Below are 15,563 nucleotides of genomic sequence, written 5' to 3' on the forward strand. Positions count from 1 at the left end.
ATACCAGGGGATGACGCCACACGCATGAGCACCACCACGCCAGCGCTGCCAGGCGCCGTCCCGGCAGTCCCGGTGCAGCCAGCTGCTGTGCCATCCCCGCCAGCGCCGCGGCGCACTGCCAGCCGCCCGCCCGGGCGCGATGGCCGCGTCACGGGCCAGCCAGCCTTTGTGCTGCACAGCTACCCCCATAAAGAAACCAGCCTGATCATCGACGTGCTGACGCGCGACTTTGGCCGCATCGCGCTGGTCGCCAAGGGCGCCAAGCGGCCCCATTCGCAACTGCGCGGCGTGCTGCAGACCTTCCAGCCGCTACAGGCGGGCTGGACCGGCAAGTCCGAACTGCGCATCCTGACCGGCGCCGAATGGGTGGGCGGCATGCTGCCGCTGGAAAAGACCGCCTTGCTGTGCGGTTTCTACCTCAATGAATTGCTGGTGAAACTGCTGGCGCGCGACGACCCGCACCCGGTCCTGTTCGACCACTACGTTGCGACCTTGAATCAACTGGCGCACAATGAGCCGGCGCCCATCGTGCTGCGCAAATTCGAGCGCGCCTTGTTGAAAGAAACCGGCGTGGCGGCCGACCTGGTGCGCTGCACCGGCACGCGCCAGAGCGTGCAAGCGGGGCAGATCTATGTGGTCGACCCCGAGCGCGGTCCCCGTCCGGCCCTGGCCGGCGACGCCTGGCCGCGCATCACCGGCAAGACCCTGCTCGACATGGAGTGCGAAGACTATGCCGACGCCGCCACGCAGGCGCAAAGCAAGACGCTGATGCGCTTCTTGCTGGCCCATCAGTTAGGTGGCGCGACCCTGAACACGCGCCAGATGCTGATCGATTTGATGCAGTTGTAATATTCAACCTATACAGTTATTACGGAAAATTACCATGAGCTTTTTGCAGCCTGCCGGCCCCGTCATCGACCTGGGCGTCAATATCGACCATGTGGCCACCTTGCGCAATGCGCGCGGCACGCAGTATCCGGATCCGCTGCGCGCGGCCCTGCTGGCCGAACAGGCTGGCGCCGACTGCATCACCCTGCATTTGCGCGAAGACCGGCGCCATATCAAGGATGCCGACGTGATCGCCATCGCGCCGCAACTGCTCACGCGCATGAACCTGGAAGCGGCCGTCACCGCCGAGATGCTCGATTTTGCCTGCCGCATCAAGCCGGCAGACGTCTGCCTGGTGCCTGAAAAACGCACCGAAGTGACCACCGAAGGCGGCCTGGACGTGGTGCGCTACTACAAGGAAGTGTCGGCAGCCGTGAAGCAATTGCAAGGCGAGGGCATCCGTGTCAGCCTGTTTATCGACGCCGATGAAGCGCAGATCGCCGCCGCAGCGGAAATGGGCGCGCCCGTGATCGAGCTGCATACGGGCCGTTATGCGGATGCCGAAGGCGAAGCGCAAGTGGCCGAACTGGAACGCATCAAGGCCGGCGTGCTGTTTGGCGCGACGCGTGGCCTGAAGGTCAATGCGGGCCACGGCTTGCATTACACCAATGTGCAGGCGATTGCCGCGATTCCCGATATCGCCGAGCTCAATATCGGCCACGCCATCGTCGCCCATGCCGTGTTTGTCGGCTGGGAAAACGCCGTGCGTGAGATGAAGGCCATTATGGTGGCGACACGCGTCGGTCATCGGGCGGGCAAGTAATGATTTACGGCATAGGCACCGATATCTGCAAGATCCCGCGCATCGAGGCGGCGCTCGAACGCCATGGCGAGCGCTTTGCCAAAAAGATACTGGGACCGCAGGAGCTGGAAAAATTCCGCGCCCGCAGCGCCAAGAATGCCGTGCGCGGCGTGCGTTTCCTGGCCACCCGCTTTGCCGCCAAGGAAGCTTTCTCAAAGGCGATCGGCCTGGGCCTGCGCATGCCGATGACCTGGCCCGCCGCGCAGATGCTCAATCATCCCAGCGGCAAGCCGATGATTGTCTGCAGCGGCGTGCTGGCGGACTTCATGCAGCAGCACCGCCTGAGTGCGCAAGTGACGATCAGCGACGAGGAAGAGTACGCCGTCGCTTTCGTGATTGTGGAACAATCGCCAGCTAGCGAATAACCGAGCCAGCAATGACCGAAGCAATACCCGATTTGAATCATCTTGTTCCCGCGCCCGATGCGCGCGCGCAAGTGCTGGCCACCGTGGCCAAGCTGCCGAACCTGCCTGGCGTGTACCGCTATTTCGACGCCAGCGACAAGGTACTGTACGTGGGCAAGGCGCGCGACCTGAAAAAGCGCGTGTCGAGCTATTTCCAGAAAAACCTGGCCAGCCCGCGCATCGCCATGATGGTCGAGCGCATCGCGCGCCTGGAAACCACCGTCACGCACAGCGAGGCGGAAGCCCTGATTCTGGAAAACAACCTGATCAAGGCGCTGCAGCCGCGCTACAACATCCTGTTTCGCGATGACAAGTCCTATCCCTACCTGAAGATCACCAATGGCGATGCACCGCGCATGGTGTATTACCGTGGTTCGGTGGACAAGAAAAACCAGTATTTCGGGCCGTTTCCCAGTTCCTGGGCGGTCAAGGAATCGATGCAGATCCTGCAGAAGGTGTTCCTGATCCGTACCTGCGAAGACAGCGTGTATGCCAACCGCACGCGGCCGTGTTTGCTGCACCAGATCGGCCGCTGCAGCGCGCCTTGCGTCGACCTGATCAGCAAGGAAGACTATAAAAGCGATGTGGAAAACGCCGCGCGTTTCCTGCGCGGCCGGCAAAGCGAAGTGATGGCCGACCTGGAAAAGAAAATGCATGCGTATGCGGCCGACCTGAAGTTTGAGCAGGCGGTGGTGGTGCGCAACCAGATCGCTTCGCTGTCGCGCGTGCTGCACCAGCAGAGCATGGAAACCACCGGCGACGCCGATGTCGACATCATTGCCGTGCTGGTGCAGGGCGGTCGCGCCTGCGTCAACCTGGCGATGGTGCGCGGCGGGCGCCACCTGGGCGACCGCGCCTATTTCCCGAGCCAGCTGAACGATGCGGCGGCGATCGCCGAAGAGCCGATCGAAGTCGAAGTGCTGGCGGCCTTTCTGGCCCAGCACTACACGGAAAAATTCATTCCCGGCACCCTGATTTTGAATATCGAATTCGACCAGCCGGCGCTGATGGTGGCGTTGATGGAGCAGTGCGGCCACCGTATCAACCTGATTTTCCAGCCGCAAGGGCAACGGCGCCAGTGGCTGGAGCTGGCACACAAGGGCGCCGAGATTTCGCTGGCGCGCCTGCTGTCCGAGCAGGGTTCGCAGCAGTCGCGCACGCGCGCTCTGGCCGATGCGCTGCGCCTGGAAACGGAAGACCTCGACACCATCCGCGTGGAATGCTTCGACATCAGCCACACCCAGGGCGAAGCGACGCAGGCCTCGTGCGTGGTGTTCCATCACCATGCGATGCAGAACGGCGAATACCGGCGCTACAACATCAACGACATCACGCCCGGCGACGATTACGCGGCGATGCGCCAGGTGCTGATGCGCCGTTATGAAAAGGTTGCCAATGGCGACGGCGTGATGCCGGACGTGGTATTGATCGACGGCGGCAAGGGGCAAATTGAAATGGCGCGCCAGGTGTTTGCCGAGCTGGGCCTGGATATCAGCCTGATCGTCGGCGTGGCGAAAGGCGAGGGCAGGCGGGTTGGCCTGGAAACCTTGCTGTTTGTCGACGGACGTCCGGCGCAGGAACTGGGCAAGGAGTCGGCCGCGCTGATGCTGATCGCGCAGATCCGCGACGAGGCGCACCGTTTTGCGATTACCGGCATGCGCGCCAAGCGCGCCAAGACGCGCCAGACCTCAAGGCTGGAAGAGATTGAAGGCATCGGCGCAAAGCGGCGCCAGAAACTGCTGTCGCGCTTTGGCGGCCTGCGCGGCGTGGTCGACGCCAGCGTGGAAGACCTGATGTCGGTAGAGGGGATTTCGACCCAACTGGCAGAAGAGATTTACAAACAGTTGCATTAGTAACTTCGGCCTGGTCCGGCGGCGCCGCAACCGGACTAGGCTAATAGCCGCGTGCCATGTAGACTAGTGGCGCTTTGTTCACTTTACCCGTCGGCCGATTGCTTCCCTATGCCTTTTAATATTCCCATTCTCCTGACCTGGCTGCGCGTGGCCCTGATCCCGCTGGTTGTCGGCGTGTTCTACCTGCCGCCGTCGATGCTGCTGCATGGCGACCAGAACCTGGTGGCCACCCTGGTCTTCATTATTGCCGCCGTCACCGACTGGTTCGATGGCTTCCTGGCCCGCCGCTGGAACCAGACCTCGGCCTTTGGCGCTTTTCTCGATCCGGTCGCCGACAAGCTGATGGTGGCCGGCGCCTTGCTGGTGCTGGTGCAGCTGGACCGCGTCAATGCCGTGCTGGCATTTATCATTATCGGCCGCGAAATCACCATCTCGGCGCTGCGCGAATGGATGGCGCAGATCGGCGCCTCGAAATCGGTGGCAGTCAGCTCGATCGGCAAGATCAAGACGGCGGCGCAGATGACGGCAATTCCCTTGCTGCTGTACCACGAGGTGATCTTCGGCGCCATCGACACCCATGTTTGGGGCGAAAAGCTGATGTGGATCGCCTGCGTGCTGACGGTGTGGTCGATGTTTTATTATCTGCGCCTGGCATGGCCGCTGATTAAAGAAAAGGCCGGCAATTTGCATTGATGGGGAGGGGTCGGACCCTTCGGGTCTGACCCGGCAGTTCGGGTGTTGGGGTTGGGTTCAGTGCACAATACACCCCATGGCAATGCCGGGGTCGGACCCTGAGGGTCCGACCCGAAAAAAAATCACCCCTATCCCGTTGACAGCCTCTGTAATCCATCTATAATGCTGGCCTGTTGTTGATGACGCGGGAGTAGCTCAGTTGGTAGAGCGCAACCTTGCCAAGGTTGAGGTCGAGAGTTCGAGCCTCTTCTCCCGCTCCAGTTTTCTGGATCGTGTCATAGGTAAAACAGCAGGTGCAGCAAAAAGTAGTACTGGCGATGTAGTAGAGCTTCTGATACAATGTTGTCCACTGCGGGAGTAGCTCAGTTGGTAGAGCGCAACCTTGCCAAGGTTGAGGTCGAGAGTTCGAGACTCTTCTCCCGCTCCAGTGAATCTGGCAGCAGTTGTAAACAGCGGCAAAAGGCAGTAGAATGTTGGCTCCAAGCGGGAGTAGCTCAGTTGGTAGAGCGCAACCTTGCCAAGGTTGAGGTCGAGAGTTCGAGACTCTTCTCCCGCTCCAGTAAATACTGGATGCAGTCAATAAGTAGCACAGCGTAGCAAGCAGAAAATAGAAGCTCCATGCGGGAGTAGCTCAGTTGGTAGAGCGCAACCTTGCCAAGGTTGAGGTCGAGAGTTCGAGACTCTTCTCCCGCTCCAAAATTCTGAAGGGAAGCGCAGCTGGCTTCCTTTTTTTATCCGCCGCCAGCGATGGCGCAGCGTGATGCAGTAAAGCTCCATGCGGGAGTAGCTCAGTTGGTAGAGCGCAACCTTGCCAAGGTTGAGGTCGAGAGTTCGAGACTCTTCTCCCGCTCCAGTTTCAGATGTGCCGGAAGGCATATCGCAGCAGTTCCTCAGGCGAGGTAGCAAAGAGGTTATGCAGCGGCCTGCAAAGCCGTTTAGACGGGTTCGATTCCCGTCCTCGCCTCCAGTAATAAGTAGTAGAAATGCCGTAAGAAAAAACCCGCAGCGATGCGGGTTTTTTTTCGTTCTTTTTTCATCTATTGATTCACCGCTCTGGCGTGCGGCACCAAAGGCGACGCCTCTGGTCGCCAGGCTGTCGACTTGCGTCCCATGATTAAAAATTACGGCGCATGGCGCGCTGCAAGCCCTATAGGGAAACGACCGGCGCCTGGCCGATAAAGGCACCGCTTTCGGCGCTGTGCAGGATAAACGCGGCCAGGTCGGCGCGCGGCAGGCGCCCGGTGATGCCGGGGCGCAAGCCGGTGCCGCTGCGATAGCATCCGCTGGCTTCGCCGTTGGTCAGCGCGGGCGGGCGCACCAGGGTCCAGTCGGTGCCGCTGGCGCGCACCAGCGTTTCCATCTGGTCCTTGTCGCGCATCTTTTCCGCGATCACCATGCGCACGAAGCGGATGAACCACGACGCCTTGCGTGTTTCCGATGCGCCATACGCGCTCAGGGCAATCAGCCGGCGCACGCCAGTTGCCTGCATGGCGGGCAAAATGTAACGCATGGCGTCGCTGCAGACGGTTTGCGCGCCACCCTTGCGCGCGCCCAGCACGCTGATCACCGCATCGGCGCCTTGCACCACCGATACCACCGTGGCGCGCTGTTCGAGTTGGCCGACGATGCTCGTCAGGCTGGGGTGTTCGATGGACAAGCTGGCTGCATCGCGCAGCAATACCGTCACCGTGTGGCCGGCGTCGAGCGCCAGTTGCAGCAGATGGCGGCCGGTGGCACCGGAGGCGCCGAAAATGGCAAGTTTCATGAGTATTCCTTGAAGAAGGTGATCAGGCGATGGCAGACAGCACGGCAACTGCCTGGCCCAGCAGTGCCGGTGCGCAGGCCAGCAAGCCGCTGCTATCCAGCCGCCACGGCTGGCCTTCCAGGTCGGTGACCTTGCCGCCCGCTTCTGCCACCAGCAGCGCGCCCGCCAGCAAGCCCGAGCGCACACTGCTGTATTGCCAGAACAGATCCTGGCGGCCAGCGGCCACTTGCACCAGCTGCAAGGTGGACGGCACCGACACCCGTACCACCAGTGCCGCTGCCAGCATGGCGGTAACCGACGTGCCTATGCGCTGGTAGATGGCGCTGCCTTCATCGGGCACGGCCTGGCCGGTGCCGGCCACGGCGGCGTTCAGTGCGGTTTTCTGCGACGCGTGCAGGCGCTTGCCGTTCAGCCATGCGCCGCCGCCGCGCAGGGCCGTATAAGTTTCGGCGCGCAGCGGCAAATGCACGGCGGTGAGCACAGTCACGTTGTCGCGCACCAGCGTGGCCGTCACGCCCCAGTCCGGCAGGCCATGGACATGGTTGATCGCGCCCTCGACCGGATCGACGACCCACCATTCGCCGGCAGGCAAGGGGCCGCTGCCGCCTTCATCGTCGGCCCATTGCGCACCGGGACGTGCCTGTGACAAGGCCGGCCGCAAGACGGCCAGCGAAACGGCGTCGTTGGCGGCGATCATGGCGCCGACAGCGCGCCGGTCGGCGGGGCGTGTGTCAGCGCTGAAGCGGGCCTGGATGGCCGTGCCGGCGGCCTGCACGGCAGCGGCTGCCAGCGTCAGCAGGCTGGCGTCATCAGGCGCGGAGGTTAAGTCAATTACAGGATTCATGATTTCTTTCGTGTTGTTCGCCGGCGGCAGGATTTCGCTTGACGTGGAAGGAAAATGATATGAGCATTAGCTCACATGAACAACTCGCAATCGAAAGCTGCCGGTGCGCGCCGCGTAAGTCCGCGCAAAGCGCCGTCCCAGCCGCGTTCCGCGCATACCGTCGAGGCCATACTCGAAGGGGCGGCTCACATTCTCGAGCTACAGGGGCTGGACGGCTACACCACCAATGCGATTGCCGCACGCGCCGGCGTCAGCATCGGTTCGCTGTATCAATACTTCCCGACCAAGGATGCGGTGACGGTGGCGTTGATCGAGCGCGAAAGGGCCGAGCTGGTGCGCGACGCGATGCAGGCGCTGGCGCAAGAAGACCGGCGCACGGCCTTGCGCCAGTTGATCGAAGTCGCGGTGCGTCACCAGTTGCGCCGCCCGGCGCTGGCGACGCTGCTCGACTTTGAACAGCATCGTTTGTCGGCGGTGATGCCGGCCTCGGGCAATGGCGCCGCGATGCATGCGGCGCTGGCCGGCTTCGTGCGCGGCGGCTACCCCAACGGCATGCTGGCGCCGGCGCTGGCCGCATCGGACCTGATGGCAATTATCAGTGCGCTGACGGACGCTGCCGGACGCCGTGGCGATGTTCATCCGGCACAGCTGGTGGCGCGGATCGAGGCAGCCGTGCTCGGTTATCTCGATGCGCTTTGACGTTAACCAGGCGGCAACGATGCCGCCACATGCAACAAGGAATGACATGCCCCGCCGCTTCAAACAGATCGACGTATTTACCGCCGTCCCGCTCAAAGGCAATCCGCTGGCCGTGATCCTCGATGCCGAAGGCTTGAGCGATGAGCAGATGCAGTCGATCGCCCGCTGGACCAACTTGTCCGAAACCACCTTCGTGCTGCCGGCAACCGACCCGGCGGCCGATTACCGCGTGCGCATTTTCACGACCCAGGAAGAGTTTCCATTCGCCGGTCATCCGACCCTGGGCACGGCCCATGCGTTGCTGGAAGCGGGCCTGCAACCGAAAACACCGGGCATGCTGGTGCAGCAGTGCGGCATCGGCCTGGTGCCGGTACGCATCGGCGCCGATCGCGCGCTCGGCTTTCGCGCGCCAGCGGCGCAGCTTGACGCCATGGATGCCGCACTGCTGCCGCTGCTGCATGCCACGTTGGGCATCGCTACCTTGCCGATGGAGCATCCGCCAGTCGTCGCCAATATGGGCATCTGCTGGCTGGTGGTTCGCATGGCCTCGGCGGCCGATTGCCTGGCAGTCGTGCCGGATGCTGCGGCGCTGGCCGAACTGATGCGGCGCAGCGCCAGCAATGGCGTGGCCATCCATGGCGCGCATGCCGAGGGCGGGCCAGCCGATCGCGAAGTACGCGCATTCACGCTGGAAAACGGCATGCTGCTGGAAGACCCGGTGACCGGTAGTGCGAATGCGTGCATCGCGCGCCTGCTGCCGGGCCAGGATTATCGCGTGCGGCAAGGCACAGTAATGGGCCGCGATGGCAGGGTCAGCGTCGTACATGAAATAGACGGGCCGTGGATATACGGGCAATCGGCGACCATCATCGACGGCACGTTCACGTGCTGAGCGCAAAATAAATAAGGTAAAAATTCTATAGACGACCGGTCTAATCATTGCTATAGTGGTGTCCATGAGCAGACGATGCGGCAACTACTGCGTCTTCTGGCCCGATTGCATTGATGTCGCTGCATTTTCTTGAGATGCTTTTTTTTGACTTGAATATAGACGACCGGTCTAATAATTTTAATTGATTTACTTTGGAGAACTGACATGAAAAAAGTACTGATGGTCCTGACCTCGCACGACACCCTGGGCAATACCGGCCGCAAGACCGGTTTCTGGCTGGAAGAACTGGCCGCACCGTATTACGCGTTCAAGGACACCGGCGTGGAGATCGTGCTCGCTTCGCCGGCCGGTGGCCAGCCGCCACTGGACCCGAAAAGCAATGAGCCATCATTCCAGACCGACATGACGCACCGTTTCGAAGCCGATGCGGCAGCGACGGCGCAACTGGCGGCCACTGTGCGCCTGGACACCATCGACCAGGCCGACTTCGACACCGTGTTTTATCCGGGTGGCCACGGTCCGCTGTGGGACTTGGCCGAAGACCAGCACTCGATCGCCCTGATCGAAGCCTTTGTCGCTGCTGGCAAACCAGTGGCGCTGGTCTGCCATGCGCCAGGCGTGCTGCGTCACGTCAAGGCGGCCGATGGCCGTGCGCTGGTCGAAGGCAGGCGCGTCACCGGCTTTACCAACACCGAGGAGGAAGCAGTGGGCCTGACCAATGTGGTGCCGTTCCTGGTCGAAGACGAACTGATCGCCAAAGGCGGCGTGTACTCGAAAGGCGCCGACTGGGGTTCCTACGTGGTGCGCGACGGCCTGCTGATCACGGGCCAGAACCCGGGTTCATCGGCCGCCGCTGCCGCGCTGCTGCTGCAGCAACTGGCCTGAACAGTCTGACCAGCCTTGCCGGCGTGGCCGACCGGTCACGCTGGCAAGCGCCAACATTTTTCACAAAACGGAACAACCATGAACCACAACGCACTGCTGACGCCAATTGCCCTGGGCCGGCATACCCTGAAAAACCGTATCATGCTGCCGCCGCTGACGCGCCAGCGGGCCGGCCAGCCTGGCAATCTGCCCACCGAGCTGATGGCCGCGTATTACGGCCAGCGCGCCGGCGCCGGCCTGATGGTGACCGAAGGCGCGCAGATCGAGCCGCGCGGCCAGGGCTACGCCTGGACTCCCGGCATCTATAGCCGCGAACAGATCGCCGGCTGGCGCAAGGTCACCGATGCGGTGCATGCCGAAGGTGGCGTCATCTTCGCCCAGCTATGGCATGTCGGGCGCGTCTCGCACACGGCGCTGCAGCCCGATGGCGCGTCACCAATCGCACCATCGGCCATCGCGGCGCAACAGGCAAAGGCGTTTATTGAAACTGCGCCTGGAGCCGGCACGCTGGTGGCGCCGTCGATGCCGCAGGCCCTCGGCGTGGCTGGAATAAGGGAAGTGGTGGCGCTGTATGCACAGGCCGCGCAAAACGCGCTCGACGCCGGCTTCGATGGGGTCGAGATCCATGCCGCCAACGGCTACCTGGTCAATCAGTTCATTTCCGCTCACGCCAATGTGCGCACCGACGAGTACGGCGGTTCACTGCATAAACGGCTGCGCTTCCTGCGCGAGATCGTCGAAGCAGTGGCCGCCGTGGTCGGACCGGAACGGCTGGGCGTGCGCTTCACGCCGCTGTTTGCCGGCACCGACCAGGACCGGGTCTATATCGGCCTGGTCGAGGACGACCCGCACGCCACCTATATCGAGGCGATCAGGGTACTTGAGCAAGCCGGGGTCGGCTACCTGTCGATCGCCGAGGCGGACTGGGACAATGCGCCCGAGCTGCCGGAAGATTTCCGGCGCGAAGTACGGCGCACTTTCAGTGGCCTGATCGTCTACGCCGGCCGTTATACGGCCGAACGTGGCGCGCGCTTGGTGGAAGCGAACCTGGCCGACCTGATCGCCTTTGGCCGGCCGTTTATCGCCAACCCCGATTTGCCGGCGCGCATCGCCAACGGCTGGCCGCTCAACGCGATCGATCCGGCCACGCTGTATGGCGGCGGCAAACCAGGCTACACCGATTATCCCGCCTATGCGGAACACACAACTCAAGCAAAGGAAGCAGCATGAGCAACAATATCGAAGGCAAGGTTGTATTGATTACCGGTGGCAGCACCGGCATCGGCGCGGAAGTGGCGCGCCTGCTGGCCAGCCGCGGCGCCAAGGTGGCGATTGCGGCGCGGCGCAAGGACAAGCTCGACGCGGTGGTGGCGGCGATTGCCGCCGCCGGCGGCGCGGCCAGGGCGTATCAGCTCGACGTGACCGACAAGCGGCAGGTCGAGGCCGTGGTAGCGGCCACGGTGGCCGATTTCGGCCGGCTCGACGTACTGGTCAACAATGCCGGCCTGATGCCGATCCGCCCCATGTCGGAAGTCAACACCGACGAATGGGACGCGATGATCGACGTCAACCTGAAGGGCACCTTGTACGGCATCGCCGCCGCACTGCCACGTTTCCTGGCGCAGGAAAGCGGTCATATCATCAACCTGAGCTCGGTCGCTGGCGTCAAGGTGTTTGCGCCGGGCGGCACCGTGTATTCGGGCACCAAGTTTGCCGTCTCGGCCATTTCCGAAGGGCTGCGGCAAGAGGTCGGCGACAAGATCCGCGTCACCTCGATCGCGCCCGGCGCCGTCGACAGCGACCTCAAACACAGTACCTCGGGCACCGCCACCGACACCGTGCTCGACTTCTACAAGCAGGCGATTCCCGCCGCCTCGGTGGCGCGCGCGATCGCGTTTGCCATCGAGCAACCAAACGACGTCGATATCAACGAAATCGTGCTGCGCCCGACGCATCAGGTGTTCTGATGCAGGCGGGCGCCTTGCCCGCCAGCTTGTCTCAAGGCGTCGCAATCCCCTTGACCACCGCCGGGCGCTCGACGAAGCGCGCCAGCGCACGCTGCACATTCGGATAGTGTTCGGTGCCCAGCAACTCGGCGGCTTCGTAATAGCCGCTGAGGATGCGTACCCACGGGAAAATCGCGATATCGGCGATCGTGTATTGCTCGCCCATGATCCAGTCGCGGCCCGTCAGGCGCTGTTCCAGCACGTTCAGCAGCCGCTTCGCTTCCGTCACGTAGCGCTGCAAGGGGCGCTTGTCTTCATAGTCTTTGCCGGCAAAGCGGTGAAAGAATCCTACCTGGCCGAACATCGGACCCACGCCGCCCATCTGGAACATCAGCCACTGGATGGTTTCATAGCGCAGCGATGCGTCAAGAGGCAGGAACTGTCCGGTTTTTTCCGCCAGGTACAGCAAAATCGCACCCGACTCGAACAGCGCCAGCGGCTTTCCGTTCGGGCCTGCCGGGTCTATGATGGCGGGGATCTTGTTATTGGGGTTCAGTGACAGGAACGCTGGCGACAGCACGCCGTCCTGGTCCAGCGTCACCCGGTGCGCCTCGTAGGGCAGCCCGGTTTCTTCGAGCATGATGGACACCTTGACGCCGTTCGGCGTGGCCAGCGAATACAACTGCAGCAGTTCCGGATGCGCTGCTGGCCATTTCTGGGTAATCGGGAAGTCGGAGACGGTGTGCATGGTTGCCTTGAGGTCGGAATGAATAAAGTGAACTTTATCTATTCTCGCCGATGCTGGCGGCAGCGTGAAGTAGCGATCCTGACAAAGTGTTTGAACGCCAGGTAAACAATGAGGATGGCACAGGCAGGCAATGGATAAACTGAAATGCATGGAAGCGCTGGTCAGCGTCGTCGATGCGGGCAACTTCACGCTGGCCGGCAAGAAGCTGGGCATTACCACCGTGATGGTCGGCCGGCACATACGCCAGCTCGAAGAACTGCTCGGCACGCGGCTGCTCAAGCGCAATACGCGCAAACAAAGCCTGACCGACGCCGGCCTGCTGTTTTATCGCAGCGCCAGGGAGATCCTCGACAACGTGGCGCGCGCCCAGGCGGCGGTGCAGGACGTTGACGCGGAGCCGAGCGGCAAATTGCGTGTCGCCGCGCCTGTGTCGATGGGCGCCAGCCTGCTGGCGCCATTGATCGTCGCCTACCAGCAGCGCTATCCGCAGGTGGAGATCGAGCTGGTGCTGGCGCACGCCATGGTCGACCTGATCGAGGAGGGCGTTGATCTGGCGGTACGCGTGGGCAGCTTGCCCGATTCCGGCCTGGTGGCGCGGCCCTTGCGCCCGTACCAGAACCGCATCTGCGCCTCGCCCGCCTACCTGGCGCGCCGTGGCACGCCGGTGCAATGGTCGGATCTGCAGCAGCACAGCTGCCTGGTGCACCAGTCGTGGCAGCCCGAGTGGATGGCGACAAATGGCCAGCTGCTGGCCTGGCCAACGGCACAAGGCTTCTCGGCCAACGACGGCCATGCCCTGCGCGCGGCCGCGCTGGCTGGTGCTGGCCTGATCCTGCAACCGGAAGTGCTGCTGGCCGAGGATATTCGCAGCGGCGCGCTGGTGGTGGTGCTCGATCGCTTTGCGCCGCCACCGTTGCCGGTGCACCTGCTGTATCTGCAGGACCCGTATCGGCGCCGCCGGCTGGCCAGCCTGGTCGATTTCCTGGTGGCGCAACTGGGCGGCGCCAGCGCGGCGTGAGTAGCGTTGTCGGCACAGCTCACCATTTTTCCTGTCGATGTCATAGCAAATCGATCTTGGACACCGTGGCTGGTATTGCGTAGGCTATGCTTTTTGACCAGGAGATGCACATGTCGGATACACCAGTCACACGCCCGCCGCTGCCGCCGTTTACCCGCGAGACGGCGATCGAAAAAGTCCGGCTTGCCGAAGATGGCTGGAACAGCCGCAACGCCGCCAGGGTAGCCATGGCCTATACCGAAGACACCCAATGGCGCAATCGCACCGAGTTTGCCAACAACCGCGATGAGGCGCGCGCTTTTCTGGAACGCAAATGGCGCAAGGAGCTCGACTATCGCCTGATCAAGGAATTGTGGGCATATGATGGCAACCGCATCGCCGTGCGCTATGCCTATGAGTGGCACGACGACTCCGGCAACTGGTTTCGCTCGTATGGCAATGAAAACTGGGAGTTCGCGGCGGACGGACTGATGCAGCGCCGTTTTGCCTGCATCAACGACATGCCGATTGCGCAGTCGGAGCGGAAATATCACTGGCCATCGGGGCGCCGTCCCGATGACCATCCCGGCTTGAGCGACTTGGGCTTGTAAGATGGCGGGCAGCATGTGCCCAGCCTGACTTTTCCACCCGGATCGCCACCATTGACCAGGACCTGATCGCGATTGCGCTTCAGTCCACTGTTTTGGCCCAGACCGCCTGCGCATTGGTAAATTCGCGCAGGCCGAAGTGCGACAGTTCGCGTCCGTAGCCGCTCTTCTTGACGCCGCCGACCGGAATGCGCGCGTTGGTCGACGGGTAGCCGTTGATGAATACGCCACCCGTTTCCAGGCGCCGGGCGATGCGCTGGGCGCGTTGCACGTCGCTGGTCCACAGGCTGCCGCCCAGGCCGTAGTCGCTGGTGTTGGCCAGTGCAATCGCATGCTCGGCATTGTCGGCCACCGTGATGGCGGCCACCGGGCCGAAGGTTTCTTCGTCGAACGCGGCCATGCCGGGCAGCACACCGGTCAGCACGGTCGGCGCGTAGTAATTGCCCGCTCCGGCTACCTTGTGACCACCGAGCGCCAGGGTGGCGCCGGCTGCGATGGTGCGTTCTACCTGGCCGTGCAACTCGTCGCGCAGGTCTTCGCGCGCCATCGGGCCGATGGTGGTGGCGGGATCGAACGGATCACCGGCCGTCACGGCCTTGGCGGCGGCGATGAATTTGCGCGTGAATTCCTCGGCGATCGGCTGCTCCAGGATAAAGCGCTTGGCCGCCAGGCAGACCTGGCCGGCGTTCTGGAAGCGCGCTTCGATGCCTGCCTTAACCGCCAGGTCGATATTGGCGTCGGCCAGCACGATAAATGCGTCGGCGCCGCCCAGTTCCAGCAGGCTTTTCTTGAGCGCCTTGCCGGCCGTGGCGGCAACGGCGGAGCCGGCGCGCATGCTGCCCGTCAAGGTCACGGCCGCGATGCGCGGGTCTTCAATCACGCGCGCCACCGTCTCGTTGTCGGCGACCAGGTTGGCAAACAGGCCGGGCGGAAAGCCGGCCGCCTCGTAGGCTTGCTGCAAGGCATAAGCCGAGCCCATCACGTTGGGCGCGTGTTTCAGCACGAAGCCGTTACCGGACAACATGATCGGCCCCGAGGCGCGCACCACCTGCCACAGCGGGAAGTTCCATGGCATCACCGCCAGCACGCTGCCGATCGGCAAGTACGACACATGGATCTGGTCGCCGCCGTCGGCCGCCACCGGTTCGTCGGCAAGGATGGCCGGACCGTTCTGCGCAAGCCAGTCGAGGGTGGCGGCGCATTTCTCGACCTCGCCGCGCGCGGCAAGCATCGTCTTGCCCATTTCAGTGGTGATCAGCGCGGCCAGTGTTTCCGAACGCTCGCGCAGGATGGCCGACAGGCGGCGATACGTGGCCACCCGTTCGTGCATCGGCGTGGCGCGCCACAGGCGGAAGGCGGCGGCATTGGCATCGAGCAGGCGCTCGACTTCGCTTGGCGTCTGGTAAGGATAAGTGGCGATCAATTCGCCGGTGGCGGGGTTGCGCGAAGTGGCGATGGCGAGAGTGTTCGAAGCGGACATTGGTATTGCCTCCATGACGGTTGAGAGCAGCACATCGGGCTGCGATGACCCTCAGTGTA

General features: G+C 62.9%; 16 protein-coding genes and 6 tRNA genes. 18 read left to right on the forward strand and 4 right to left on the reverse strand.

Annotated elements, in window-relative coordinates; translation table 11 throughout:
- Nucleotides 1-24: 24 nt before the first annotated feature.
- The 11 genes from recO (at nucleotide 25) to AC0Z42_RS08025 (ending at nucleotide 5,607) form a co-directional block, all read left to right on the forward strand.
- The gene (gene recO / locus AC0Z42_RS07975) at nucleotides 25-849 is read left to right on the forward strand and encodes a DNA repair protein RecO (protein WP_485467690.1); all 825 of its coding nucleotides are present in this window, start codon (nucleotides 25-27) and stop codon (nucleotides 847-849) included.
- Nucleotides 850-883: 34 nt separating this feature from the next.
- Nucleotides 884-1,651 (forward strand): pyridoxine 5'-phosphate synthase, encoded by a 768-nt coding sequence (pdxJ, locus tag AC0Z42_RS07980; RefSeq protein ID WP_485467691.1) that lies wholly within the window; start codon nucleotides 884-886, stop codon nucleotides 1,649-1,651.
- Nucleotides 1,651-2,055, forward strand: a complete 405-nt coding sequence (gene acpS, locus AC0Z42_RS07985) for a holo-ACP synthase (RefSeq protein ID WP_485467692.1) — start codon at nucleotides 1,651-1,653, stop codon at nucleotides 2,053-2,055. Before pdxJ ends, acpS begins: the two co-directional genes overlap by 1 nt.
- A gap of 11 nt (nucleotides 2,056-2,066) precedes the next feature.
- Nucleotides 2,067-3,947: an excinuclease ABC subunit UvrC gene (gene uvrC / locus AC0Z42_RS07990; RefSeq protein WP_485467693.1), complete on the forward strand. Its 1,881-nt coding sequence runs from the start codon at nucleotides 2,067-2,069 to the stop codon at nucleotides 3,945-3,947.
- 108 nt (nucleotides 3,948-4,055) lie between these two features.
- Nucleotides 4,056-4,640 carry a CDP-diacylglycerol--glycerol-3-phosphate 3-phosphatidyltransferase gene (gene pgsA, locus AC0Z42_RS07995; protein ID WP_485467694.1) on the forward strand — a complete coding sequence of 195 codons (585 nt, stop codon included), beginning with the start codon at nucleotides 4,056-4,058 and terminating at the stop codon, nucleotides 4,638-4,640.
- Between the two features lie 184 nt (nucleotides 4,641-4,824).
- A tRNA-Gly gene (locus AC0Z42_RS08000) sits at nucleotides 4,825-4,900 on the forward strand.
- 91 nt (nucleotides 4,901-4,991) lie between these two features.
- Nucleotides 4,992-5,067, forward strand: a tRNA-Gly gene (locus AC0Z42_RS08005).
- A 56-nt stretch (nucleotides 5,068-5,123) separates the two neighbouring features.
- Nucleotides 5,124-5,199: transfer RNA gene (locus AC0Z42_RS08010), tRNA-Gly, on the forward strand.
- Nucleotides 5,200-5,260: 61 nt separating this feature from the next.
- A tRNA-Gly gene (locus tag AC0Z42_RS08015) sits at nucleotides 5,261-5,336 on the forward strand.
- Between the two features lie 81 nt (nucleotides 5,337-5,417).
- Nucleotides 5,418-5,493: transfer RNA gene (locus AC0Z42_RS08020), tRNA-Gly, on the forward strand.
- Nucleotides 5,494-5,533: 40 nt separating this feature from the next.
- A tRNA-Cys gene (locus tag AC0Z42_RS08025) sits at nucleotides 5,534-5,607 on the forward strand.
- A gap of 180 nt (nucleotides 5,608-5,787) precedes the next feature.
- On the opposite strand, the gene AC0Z42_RS08030 is transcribed toward AC0Z42_RS08025, so the two are convergent.
- Nucleotides 5,788-6,405: an NAD(P)-dependent oxidoreductase gene (locus tag AC0Z42_RS08030; protein ID WP_485467695.1), complete on the reverse strand. Its 618-nt coding sequence runs from the start codon at nucleotides 6,403-6,405 to the stop codon at nucleotides 5,788-5,790.
- A 22-nt stretch (nucleotides 6,406-6,427) separates the two neighbouring features.
- On the reverse strand, nucleotides 6,428-7,249 hold the full coding sequence (locus AC0Z42_RS08035) for an inositol monophosphatase family protein (RefSeq protein ID WP_485467696.1): 822 nt from the start codon (nucleotides 7,247-7,249) through the stop codon (nucleotides 6,428-6,430).
- Nucleotides 7,250-7,324: 75 nt separating this feature from the next.
- Here AC0Z42_RS08035 and AC0Z42_RS08040 point away from each other — a divergent pair, with 75 nt between their 5' ends.
- The 5 genes from AC0Z42_RS08040 to AC0Z42_RS08060 all read left to right on the forward strand — a co-directional run bounded on the left by AC0Z42_RS08040 (nucleotide 7,325) and on the right by AC0Z42_RS08060 (nucleotide 11,692).
- Nucleotides 7,325-7,948, forward strand: a complete 624-nt coding sequence (locus AC0Z42_RS08040) for a TetR/AcrR family transcriptional regulator (protein WP_485467697.1) — start codon at nucleotides 7,325-7,327, stop codon at nucleotides 7,946-7,948.
- Between the two features lie 46 nt (nucleotides 7,949-7,994).
- Entirely contained in the window at nucleotides 7,995-8,840 is an 846-nt protein-coding gene (locus tag AC0Z42_RS08045; RefSeq protein ID WP_485467698.1) for a PhzF family phenazine biosynthesis protein, read from the forward strand.
- Nucleotides 8,841-9,044: 204 nt separating this feature from the next.
- Nucleotides 9,045-9,725: a type 1 glutamine amidotransferase domain-containing protein gene (locus tag AC0Z42_RS08050; protein ID WP_485467699.1), complete on the forward strand. Its 681-nt coding sequence runs from the start codon at nucleotides 9,045-9,047 to the stop codon at nucleotides 9,723-9,725.
- A 78-nt stretch (nucleotides 9,726-9,803) separates the two neighbouring features.
- Nucleotides 9,804-10,955 (forward strand): alkene reductase, encoded by a 1,152-nt coding sequence (locus AC0Z42_RS08055; RefSeq protein ID WP_485467700.1) that lies wholly within the window; start codon nucleotides 9,804-9,806, stop codon nucleotides 10,953-10,955.
- On the forward strand, nucleotides 10,952-11,692 hold the full coding sequence (locus tag AC0Z42_RS08060) for an SDR family oxidoreductase (RefSeq protein ID WP_485467701.1): 741 nt from the start codon (nucleotides 10,952-10,954) through the stop codon (nucleotides 11,690-11,692). Before AC0Z42_RS08055 ends, AC0Z42_RS08060 begins: the two co-directional genes overlap by 4 nt.
- A gap of 31 nt (nucleotides 11,693-11,723) precedes the next feature.
- Here AC0Z42_RS08060 and AC0Z42_RS08065 read toward each other — a convergent pair whose 3' ends face one another.
- Complete coding sequence (locus AC0Z42_RS08065; protein ID WP_485467702.1) at nucleotides 11,724-12,419, reverse strand: glutathione binding-like protein; 696 nt, start codon at nucleotides 12,417-12,419, stop codon at nucleotides 11,724-11,726.
- Nucleotides 12,420-12,549: 130 nt separating this feature from the next.
- Between AC0Z42_RS08065 and AC0Z42_RS08070 the strand changes: the two genes are divergently transcribed.
- Nucleotides 12,550-13,437 (forward strand): LysR substrate-binding domain-containing protein, encoded by an 888-nt coding sequence (locus AC0Z42_RS08070; RefSeq protein ID WP_485467703.1) that lies wholly within the window; start codon nucleotides 12,550-12,552, stop codon nucleotides 13,435-13,437.
- Between the two features lie 110 nt (nucleotides 13,438-13,547).
- The gene (locus AC0Z42_RS08075; RefSeq protein ID WP_485467704.1) at nucleotides 13,548-14,027 is read left to right on the forward strand and encodes a nuclear transport factor 2 family protein; all 480 of its coding nucleotides are present in this window, start codon (nucleotides 13,548-13,550) and stop codon (nucleotides 14,025-14,027) included.
- Nucleotides 14,028-14,106: 79 nt separating this feature from the next.
- Here AC0Z42_RS08075 and AC0Z42_RS08080 read toward each other — a convergent pair whose 3' ends face one another.
- Nucleotides 14,107-15,504, reverse strand: a complete 1,398-nt coding sequence (locus tag AC0Z42_RS08080; RefSeq protein ID WP_485467705.1) for an NAD-dependent succinate-semialdehyde dehydrogenase — start codon at nucleotides 15,502-15,504, stop codon at nucleotides 14,107-14,109.
- Nucleotides 15,505-15,563 lie beyond the last annotated feature (59 nt).

This window comes from Janthinobacterium sp. 1L-D-8-B-C4 (genome assembly GCF_057291295.1).